Below are 10,066 nucleotides of genomic sequence, written 5' to 3' on the forward strand. Positions count from 1 at the left end.
TTAGTTATGTTACTGGGAATACTACTTATGTAGATCCAAAAAAAATCAGTCAAGTAGCCTTATGATTAATAATTCCATCTCTGCGATCGCGATTCCTGGGTATAGAATTACTGAACTGATCTATGTTGGTGCGAGAACCACTGTTTATCGCGCTTACCAAGAGAAGACGCAGATGCCAGTCATCATTAAAATTCTTAACGCAGAGTATCCCCAATTTCGTGACCTGATTTTGTTTAGAAATCAGTTTGCGATTGCCCAGCACATTGACCATGCCAATATTATAAAATGCTACAGCCTAGAACCATACGGCAACAGTTATGCATTAATTTTAGAAGACTTTGGGGGCATCTTTTTGAGTCAATATGCCAACTTCCAACCTCTCGAATTAGAGGAGTTTTTCTCCATTGCTATTGCTATTACTGATGCCCTAGAATTTCTCTATCAAAATAGAATTATTCATCAAGATATCAAACCTAGAAATATATTAATCAATCCACTAAGCAAGCAAATTAAGCTGATAGATTTTAGTATTTCTTCCATTTTGCCTAAAGAAAATGCCGAGATTAAAAACCCGAATGTTTTATCAGGCACACTGGCCTATATGTCTCCAGAACAAACGGGAAGAATGAATCGAGGGATTGACTACCGCACCGACTTTTATTCCCTCGGTGTGACTTTTTATGAACTACTCACAGGACAATTACCGTTTAAGAGTACTAATCCTCTAGAGTTAGTGCATTGCCATCTTGCCAAGGAACCTATTAGTCCGAGGGAAATTAATCCCCAGATTCCCCAAAATGTGGCTAAAATCATCATGAAGTTAATGGCGAAAACGGCTGAAAAGAGATATCAAACAGCTAGTGGTATTAGATATGATTTAGAAGTTTGTCAGCAGATGTTGTTAAATCAAGGTGAGATTAAATCCTTTGAATTAGGAAAAAGAGATATATGCGATCGCTTCCTGATTCCAGAAAAGCTTTATGGTAGAGAAGAAGAAGTTGCCACATTATTAAATGCCTTTGATCGCGTCAGTACTGGCAACATAGAATTCATGTTAATTGCTGGTTTTTCTGGCATTGGTAAAACCGCTGTTGTCAATGAAGTTCATAAACCAATTGTTCGACAAAAAGGTTATTTCATCTCTGGTAAATTTGACCAATTTCAGCGGGACATACCGTTTTCGGCATTAGTGCAAGCCTTCCACAGTCTCATGGAGCAATTACTAACGGAAAGTACAGCCGAGTTGCTAGATTGGAAAGCTAAGATTTTATCAGCATTAGGAGAACAAGGAAGGGTGATGATTGATATCATCCCCAAATTAGAACTGATTATTGGCAAGCAACCAGAAGTAGTAGAACTCACAAGTAGTGCTTCCCAAAATCGCTTCAATCTGCTTTTTAGCAAATTCATCCAGGTATTGGCAACAAAAGAACATCCACTAGTAATTTTCTTGGATGACTTACAATGGGCAGACTCCGCTTCTTTGAAGTTAATTCAATTGCTAATGACTGAAGCAGATGTCAAGTATTTGTTGTTAATCGGCGCTTATCGGGATAATGAAGTTAATCCCGGACATCCTTTCAAAATAACTCTAGATGATCTTCTTCAATCTCAGGTAACAGTCAATCAAATTACCCTAAAGCCGCTGGATGAAGTTAATCTAAATCGTTTAATAGCTGATACTCTTAATTGTCCAGAATATGAAGCAGTATCTTTAACTAAATTGGTGTTATCTAAAACTCAAGGAAACCCATTTTTTACTAGTCAGTTACTAAAATTTTTGCGTGATGATGGGTTAATAACCTTTAATTTGGATGCTAGATATTGGCAGTATAATATTAGCGAAGAACAAAATATTTATATCAAAAATAATGTTGTCGAATTACTAGCAATACAATTGCAAAAATTAGCAGAGAGTATCCAGAACACCTTAAAGATAGCAGCTTGTATTGGTAACGAATTTGATTTACATACCTTGTCAATCGTCTGTCAAAAATCAGAAGTAGAAACAGCATCTGATTTGTGGAAAGCATTACAAAAAGGGCTGATTTTACCAAAAGATGAAGTTTACAAGCTTTATCAAAATGAGTCAGTAAGTAAAGATGATCAACGCTGGATAACAGATAATAAACAACTGACAGTTAACTACAAATTTATCCATGATCGAGTACAGCAGGCAGCCTATTATCTGATTCCAGCAGTCGATAAACAAGCGACTCATTTGAAAATTGGTCGGCTGATTTTACAAAATACCACTTCAGCAGAACTGGAAGAAAATATTTTTGAGATAGTTAACCAGTTGAATATCGGGGTTGATTTAATCATCAGTCAGTCAGAAAAATATCAACTGGCTAAACTCAATTTGCTTGCAGGTCAAAAAGCCAAATTAGCTACAGCTTATGATGCTGCTGTCAGGTATTTGAATTTGGGTTTAGGGCTGCTAGCAGCAGATAGTTGGCAGCAAGAGTATTACCTGACACTTAATATTTATGTAGAATTAGTGGAAGCAGAATACTTAAACATTAACTTTGAACAAGCAATAACCTACATAAAAATAGTTCAGCAACAAGCAAGAACTTTAATTGACCAGGTGAAGGTTTATGAAGCTGAAATACAGATTTATATAGCTCAAGTCCAGATGCAATTGGCTATTGATACAGGGCTGAAATTACTGGATATGTTGGGAGTTAGCTTAGAGCAAGCACTTCCTCAAGATTTGAATATTGATGATTTAATCTATTTATCCACAATGACGGCTCCTGATAAAATTGCCGCTATGCGGGTTTTAATTAGCATATCTTCTGCGGCATATTTTGCAAATCCAGCCTTATTGATGCCGATCGTAGTTACAATGATAAATCTATCTATTAAATATGGAAATTCTTCGGCTTCTGCTTACGGGTATGTTTTCTACGGTATGCTGCTGTGCGGTTTGCTTTCTGATATTGATTCTGGATATCGCTACGGCAAACTTGCTTTGAAGTTATTAGATAAATTGGTGGCGCCAGAAATCAAATTCAGGGTACTGATTTTTTGGAATTCTAGTATTAAATGTTGGAAACTGCACATTAGACAATCAATAGAACCTTTACGAGAAAATATCCGATGTGGCTTAGAAGTTGGCGATATAGAATATGTTGGCTATTGTTCTGTTAATCATATCTATAATATTCTGTTTACTGGAGACAATTTAGTATCTGTATTTAAAGATATAGATCAGTATAGTATTTTAATGCATAATCTGAAGCAACAATGGACTATTAATGTTCAGAGCTTATGGAAGCAGATGGTATTTAATTTGTTGGAAGTTACTGCTGATAAATACGAATTAAATGGAAGTTACTTCAACCAGTCTCAAGCGATACCAAGCTTGATAGAAACAAATAATTATAACATTTTATTTTCTGTGTATCTAGTTAAAACTATACTTTTTTACTTGTTTAAACAAAGAAAGAGTGCGGTTGACAGTGCTAGTTTGGCAAAACAATATATAGATTCTGTTAGTGGACAAATAGTTGTCAGTCAACACAATTTTTACTATTCTCTTGCTCTTTTGGCTGAATATAATAACCAGGATAGCAGTAAGCAAGAACAATATTTAAAACAAGTTGTTGAAAATCAAGAAATAATGAATTATTGGGCTGTTAATGCGCCCAATAATTATCAACATAAGTTGGATTTAATAGAAGCTGAAAAAGCCAGGGTTTTAGGGAATAATTGGGAGGCTATTGAGCTTTATGACCAAGCAATTAGAGGAGCTAAAGAAAATAAATACATTCAAGAAGAAGCCCTGGCAAATGAACTTGCTGCTGAGTTTTATATTGTCTGCGGTAAACAAAAAATTGCTCAAATCTACTTGATTGATGCTTACTATTGTTATAGTCATTGGGGAGCTAAGGCAAAAGTTGAAGATTTAGAAGAATGCTATGCTCAGTTACTTGCACCAATCCTTAATCCAACAATAATCGGTAATTATGAAAGTGATTCGGTTGCTTTAATCAGTACTGTTGTAAATGACTCCAGCAGTACAGATATTTTGGCTATGTTGGATTTGGAAACTGTTACTAAGGCATCTTTAGCGATTTCTTCAGAAATTCAAGTTGATAAATTACTGCATACTCTGATGCAAGTGATTTTAGAGAATGTAGGAGCCGAAAAAGCTTCATTGATTCTACAACAAGACGAGAATTTAATACTTGTAGCTCAATCCCAAGATAAGCAACAGTGTGAGTTGCAATCTACCCCGGTTACTAGTAGTCAAGATATTCCAGTTAGCTTAATTAATTATGTTGCCCATACTAGAGAATATCTACTGCTTAATGATGCTACCACTGAAACAAATTTTGCTGCCGATACTTATGTTATTCAATATCAGCCTAAATCTATATTATGTACACCTATACTTAATCAAGGTAAACTCATTGGTATTTTTTATTTAGAAAATACCCTGACTGTTGGAGCTTTTACTGCTGAGAGGTTGCAAATATTAAAGCTCCTATCTTCCCAAGCGGCTATCTCTCTAGAAAATGCCCAACTCTATGCCAATTTAGAAGGTAAAGTAGCTGCAAGAACTCAGGAATTAAATGATAAAAATTTACGATTACAACAAACACTACATGAACTCAAAGTTACCCAAACTCAACTGGTTCAAACAGAGAAAATGTCTAGTCTTGGGCAGATGGTTGCAGGTATTGCTCACGAAATAAATAATCCTATAAATTTCATTTACGCAAATATTGAACCTGCTAAAAATTCTATTGAATCTTTACTGCATTTGATAGATGTCTATCAGCAAGAATACCCTGAATCTACGCCTATAGTTCAGCAAGTTACAGAACAAATAGACCTAGATTTTCTGGGAAAAGACTTGAACAAAATTATCCGTTCTATGCAGTTGGGAGCAGCGCGAATACGCCAAATTGTTCTGGGTTTACGGAATTTCTCACGCCTTGATGAAGCTGATTTAAAGGCTGTAGATATCCACGAGGGTATAGAAAATACAGTAATGCTTTTACAGCCGCGGTTAAAAGATAAATCAGGAGATTTAAAAATTGTAGTTATTAAAGAATATGCTCATTTACCCTTGGTAAATTGTTATGCTTCTCAACTGAATCAAGTGTTTATGAATGTCCTTAATAATGCGATTGATGCTTTGCGCAAGCATAACAAGGAATTGTCGCCAGCAGAAAGAAAAAATTATTTGAGCACAATTACAATTCACACTCAAGTTATCAATAGTGATTGGGTAAGAATTTCTATTAAAGATAATGGATGTGGGATGACTGAAGCGGTTAAGCAACGAATATTTGATCCTTTTTTTACTACTAAACCTGTGGGAGAAGGCACTGGTTTAGGATTATCTATCAGCTATCAAATTGTTGTGGATAAACATCAAGGTAGGATAGATTGCATTTCTGAACCAGGACAGGGGGCAGAGTTTGTGATGGAAATTCCTATGGAATACAGCACCACAGCCAAGACAAGTTGATATGGCGGGTGTAGGATAGAGATCCAGCATCAACTCGTGATTTTTTATGTCTGCTACGCCGCTTGTGTCTCAGGTTAACTCACCCATCCCCAAAAAATCAGAACTCATTCCTCCCCTACTAGGTGCTTCTGTTGCGGAGTTAACCGCTTGGGTGCAGCAGCAGGGACAACCAGCTTATAGAGGAAAGCAATTGCATGAGTGGATTTATCAAAAGGGGGTGCGATCGCTTGCTGATATTTCTGTCTTTTCTAAAAATTGGCGGGCAGAAGTGGCAGCAGTCCCCATCGGGCGCTCTACTCTACATTACCGCTCAGTTGCCCCCGATGGCACTGTTAAGTATCTGCTGCAACTTGCAGATGGGCTAATTGTGGAAACTGTTGGTATCCCCAGCGATAAGCGTTTAACGGTATGCGTCTCTACTCAGGTGGGTTGTCCAATGGCCTGTGATTTCTGCGCTACTGGTAAGGGTGGCTACAAACGCAACCTTACCCGCTCGGAGATTGTAGATCAGGTGTTGACTGTCCAAGAAGATTTTCAGCAACGGGTGAGTCATGTCGTGTTTATGGGGATGGGTGAACCGTTGTTGAATACGGAGAGTGTCCTGGCATCTCTTAGATCCCTGAATCAAGATGTGGGCATAGGACAGCGATCGCTTACTGTTTCTACTGTGGGTATTCCCGATCGCATCCGTCAGTTAGCGCAACATAATTTGCAAGTCACTCTCGCTGTTAGTCTGCACGCACCTAACCAAGCCTTACGAGAAAAACTGATCCCCAGCGCTAAACCCTATCCTCTAGAAGATTTGCTGGCTGAATGTCGGGAATATGTGGAAATTACTGGACGCCGTGTTAGCTTTGAATACGTCCTCCTGGCTGGGGTAAACGATTTGCCAGAACACGCTTTACAACTGGCAAAATGTCTGCGGGGATTTCAAAGTCATGTAAATTTGATTCCCTACAATCCCATCCAGGAAGTAGACTATAAACGCCCTAACCGCGATCGCATTGATGCCTTCGTGAAAATCCTCCAGCAACAAAACACTGCCGTTAGTGTCCGCTACTCCCGCGGTTTAGAAGCTGACGCTGCTTGTGGACAACTAAGAACAAGCAAATCTGAGTTTTGAGGTTTTAATTAATATTAATGAGTTAATGACAGGCAAGATGCCTGTCCTACATTCTTTGAATGGGCTAGATATTGGTAATTAAAACCATTGTAGAGACGATTGATTTGTCATTTCTACAATATGGCCTGTTCAAATGCAAATCGCGTCAGCACTAATTTACCTTTTGGCGTAAATACCTGGGGCATAAGCCTCAATCACTTTTCCAGTAAGGGTGCAGGTGATCATTAAGTAGTCACAAGTTGGGCACTGTGTCCGGGTTAATTGATTATCAGAAATGTAGTGACGTTCAGCTGCACTGCCACAGTTTGGACAGCAAACCTTTTGTATTACTTGCATTTTAAATCCCCTGGTTGTAATGATTGTTTTGGAAAAAAACTTTAAATTGAAACTTTAAATTTAACCAGCAAATATTCTGGTTTGCAAAACTTTAACAACAAGTCACAAGATGAGCTACTAATTATGTTGTAAAAACTTTAAGCATTGAAAATTTTTTGTTTTTCACTTACTTATGATAGTAGCACCTAGGGTAAATTAATATCATACTTTAGAGATATAAATTCATCCTAGCAATGAATATCGCTTAGATTTAGACTGATCCCTGTAATTAACCCTTTGAGATAACCTTGTTTATAACTATCTTCAAACAATACTTACTTCTGTATTCAATAGCCAAAAGCTGAGAAAAACTGTAATTTAAGTAACAAAATATTTATCTTAAGGTTTAATTAATATTTAATGACCCTTGATCAGCTAGTCCAGATTTAATTTAGACAAAACTGATGCGGGCTGGGATTGGGGATTGGAAAAAAACCTTCCTTAGATGGATAAAAAAACTTGGCAGAAAAGATAAATTTCCACCATATAGCTATCCCCGTGGGAGTAGTTTCATGGGTGCTGTTAGCGTAGCCCGTGCTGAGTCACCTCATAGATAAATCAGAGATAGCAAATTTTGTCTCAGCTAGAACGTTAGCTATTGCTACTTTAAGGATGAACAATGATTAATTTGCCAGATTTTGTCAAAGAAGCTCAAAAAGATGACGATATTTACTCAAAGTTGATGGCGATTAGCCAAGAGGCTATTGAGGAGGCACATTACGAAACGGCTTACCATGCTTTGTATGCCGCCCTGCACTATGCCCAAGAGATTGGCGACGAGTCTCGTCTAAAGGCTGTGGAAGAAGCGGCGATCGCACAGCGCGATTGGATTGACGCCCAGGCGCCAAAACACCGGATGTCAAGTCAGTCTGCTACTTTACGCCAGGGAGTTAGCCTATATGACACCCTTCGCAGACAAGCAGCTACCCAGGCCTTGCTCAAACGAAACAACACCGGGTTTAAACAAAAAAATTGAGCGCCATGGCTCTTTCTACCTCAAGAGGGATGAAAATAGTCATAAATTTCTTGAGCTAAATGTGGGCCAATTCCTGCTACCTCAGCTAGTTGTGTTGGTGTGGCTTGGCGAATATAATCGACTGAGCGAAAATGCCCTAAAAGCTGCTTTTGGCGATGGTGTCCTAAACCGGGAATTTCATCTAAACGCGATCGCTTTAATTGATCACTGCGTTGCTGACGATGAAAACTCACAGCAAATCGGTGTGCTTCATCCCGCAACCGCCGCAACAACTGCACTCCTGGTTGTTCTGCATCTGTCTCTAAAGGTTGAGATTCTCCCGGTAAAAAAATCTCTTCTCGCTGCTTCGCCAAACTGACGACGCGTAAGTCTTCTAATAAATTCATCTCTTGCAAAACACCAACAACTGAGGATAACTGACCTTTGCCGCCATCAATCATAATTAAATCAGGCCAGTCAGAATTACCCACCCTTGTTAATTGTGGATCTTCTGCATACTTGCGAAAACGCCGCTGGATAACTTCCGCTAAACTCGCAAAATCATCAGAATGTCCGGCTGTGACTGTGGGATTTTTGATTTTGTAGTGGCGATAGTGTTGCTTTGCGGGTAAACCATCAATAAACACGACTTGAGAAGCTACTGCATTTGCACCTTGGATGTGAGAAATATCGTAACCTTCGATGCGGTGGGGTGAGTCGGGTAAATCGAGAATGGCGGTTAAATCTTCCATTGCTTGGAGATTGCGTTGGCGTAGCCCGTCGCAGACATTGCCTAATTTCTCCATTCTCTGCAATTCATACTCGGCATTTCGCTCCACCATCTCGATTAATTCTGCCTTAGTTTGGCGTTGGGGAGTGAGAATTGTCACTTTTCTACCTTTGCGTTGAGTTAAGATATCTGCCAATATCTCCCCATCTGGTAACTCATGCTGCACTAAAATCTCTGTGGGAATTTCCACCCCGTCGGCGGTTTGGTAATGTTCTTCTAAAACTCGTTGTAAAATAGCTCCAGGTTCGGCTTGAGCATCCGCTACAAATGCCAAGCGTCCAACTAATTGTCCAGCGCGAATCTGGAATAATTGAATACAGGCGTTTTGTTCGTTAGCGGCGAGTGCTACTGTATCCCGTGACACTGTGTCATCTGGTAGGGAAACTTTTTGATTTGCTGTCAGGGACTTTAACCCAGAAATTTGATCGCGAATTCGCGCCGCTGACTCGAAATTGAGGGATTCTGCGGCTGTTTGCATTTGTTCTGTCAAAATATCAATTAGTTCCTGAGTTCTACCTTGGAACACCATCGCCACTTTTTGGACGATTTGGCGATATTCTGCTGGGGAAATCAATTTTTGACAGACACCCGGACACATGCCTAAATCATAATTTAAGCAAGGACGGTCTTGAAATAGTGGTTTAGGTCGTTGTCGCAAGGGGAAGATGCGCTTGCATAAGCCTACTATTTCTCGCAATAGACCAGAATCGGTATATGGCCCGTAAAATTTATCCTTTTCTTTGCCAAATTGGCGTTTACGGGTGATGAAAATTCGCGGATAATCTTCTGACCAACTGATGCAGAGATAGGGATATTTTTTATCATCCTTGAGTAGGACGTTGAAATATGGCTGGTGTTGTTTGATTAAATTAGCTTCTAGGGCCAAGGCTTCAGATTCGGTATCGGTGACGATGAATTCAATTTCACTCACCAGCTTGACCATTGTTTTGATGCGTTCTGTTTTATTGTGCGCGTCTCGGAAATAGGAACGAACACGCGATCGCAATTTTCGCGATTTACCTATATACATAATGCGATCGCAATTGTCCCGCATCAAATAAACCCCCGGTTCCGGTGGAATTTCGGCGAGGCGATTTTCCAGTCGTTCTGGATCTTTCACCAGTGGTAGCGTTTGAGCAGATAAGGTCACAACAATATTTAGGGAATTTTATTCTCTTTGCCCTTCTCTATTATGAACTATCCACCTGTTAACCTAGATTGACGTGACATACTCCACACACTCCCTTTCAGGTGAGTGTGGGCTTCTCAACGACTCCTCTATGAGGACATTAATTGAGCTTTAAGACCGTGCGTCCCACGGTTCTTGATATTTAT

5 protein-coding genes are annotated in these 10,066 nt (G+C 39.2%); 3 read left to right on the forward strand and 2 right to left on the reverse strand.

Annotated elements, in window-relative coordinates:
• Nucleotides 1-61 precede the first annotated feature (61 nt).
• Nucleotides 62-5,488, forward strand: a complete 5,427-nt coding sequence (locus H6G32_RS12175; protein ID WP_190458496.1) for a trifunctional serine/threonine-protein kinase/ATP-binding protein/sensor histidine kinase — start codon at nt 62-64, stop codon at nt 5,486-5,488.
• 46 nt (nt 5,489-5,534) lie between these two features.
• Nucleotides 5,535-6,611, forward strand: coding sequence for a 23S rRNA (adenine(2503)-C(2))-methyltransferase RlmN (rlmN, locus tag H6G32_RS12180; RefSeq protein ID WP_190458498.1), 1,077 nt, complete (start codon nt 5,535-5,537; stop codon nt 6,609-6,611).
• Between the two features lie 156 nt (nt 6,612-6,767).
• Here the strand turns inward: rlmN and H6G32_RS26770 are convergent, their stop codons facing one another.
• Complete coding sequence (locus H6G32_RS26770) at nt 6,768-6,947, reverse strand: replication restart DNA helicase PriA (protein WP_242046570.1); 180 nt, start codon at nt 6,945-6,947, stop codon at nt 6,768-6,770.
• Between the two features lie 658 nt (nt 6,948-7,605).
• Here H6G32_RS26770 and H6G32_RS12185 point away from each other — a divergent pair.
• A complete protein-coding gene (locus H6G32_RS12185) occupies nt 7,606-7,962 on the forward strand; it encodes a hypothetical protein (protein WP_190458500.1) in 357 nt (118 codons plus the stop codon).
• Between the two features lie 20 nt (nt 7,963-7,982).
• Here the strand turns inward: H6G32_RS12185 and uvrC are convergent, their stop codons facing one another.
• Nucleotides 7,983-9,881 carry an excinuclease ABC subunit UvrC gene (gene uvrC, locus H6G32_RS12190; RefSeq protein ID WP_190458502.1) on the reverse strand — a complete coding sequence of 633 codons (1,899 nt, stop codon included), beginning with the start codon at nt 9,879-9,881 and terminating at the stop codon, nt 7,983-7,985.
• Between the last annotated feature and the right edge of the window lie 185 nt (nt 9,882-10,066).

This window comes from Cylindrospermum sp. FACHB-282, from assembly GCF_014697195.1.
Lineage (GTDB): Bacteria > Cyanobacteriota > Cyanobacteriia > Cyanobacteriales > Nostocaceae > Cylindrospermum.

Bases quoted from the DNA above. Each gene is read 5' to 3' on its own strand.
- H6G32_RS12185 (WP_190458500.1), top strand. From the start codon at position 7,606: ATGATTAATTTGCCAGATTTTGTCAAAGAAGCTCAAAAAGATGACGAT.
- H6G32_RS12175 (WP_190458496.1), top strand. From the start codon at position 62: ATGATTAATAATTCCATCTCTGCGATCGCGATTCCTGGGTATAGAATT.
- rlmN (WP_190458498.1), top strand. From the start codon at position 5,535: ATGTCTGCTACGCCGCTTGTGTCTCAGGTTAACTCACCCATCCCCAAA.
- H6G32_RS26770 (WP_242046570.1), bottom strand. From the start codon at position 6,947: ATGCAAGTAATACAAAAGGTTTGCTGTCCAAACTGTGGCAGTGCAGCT.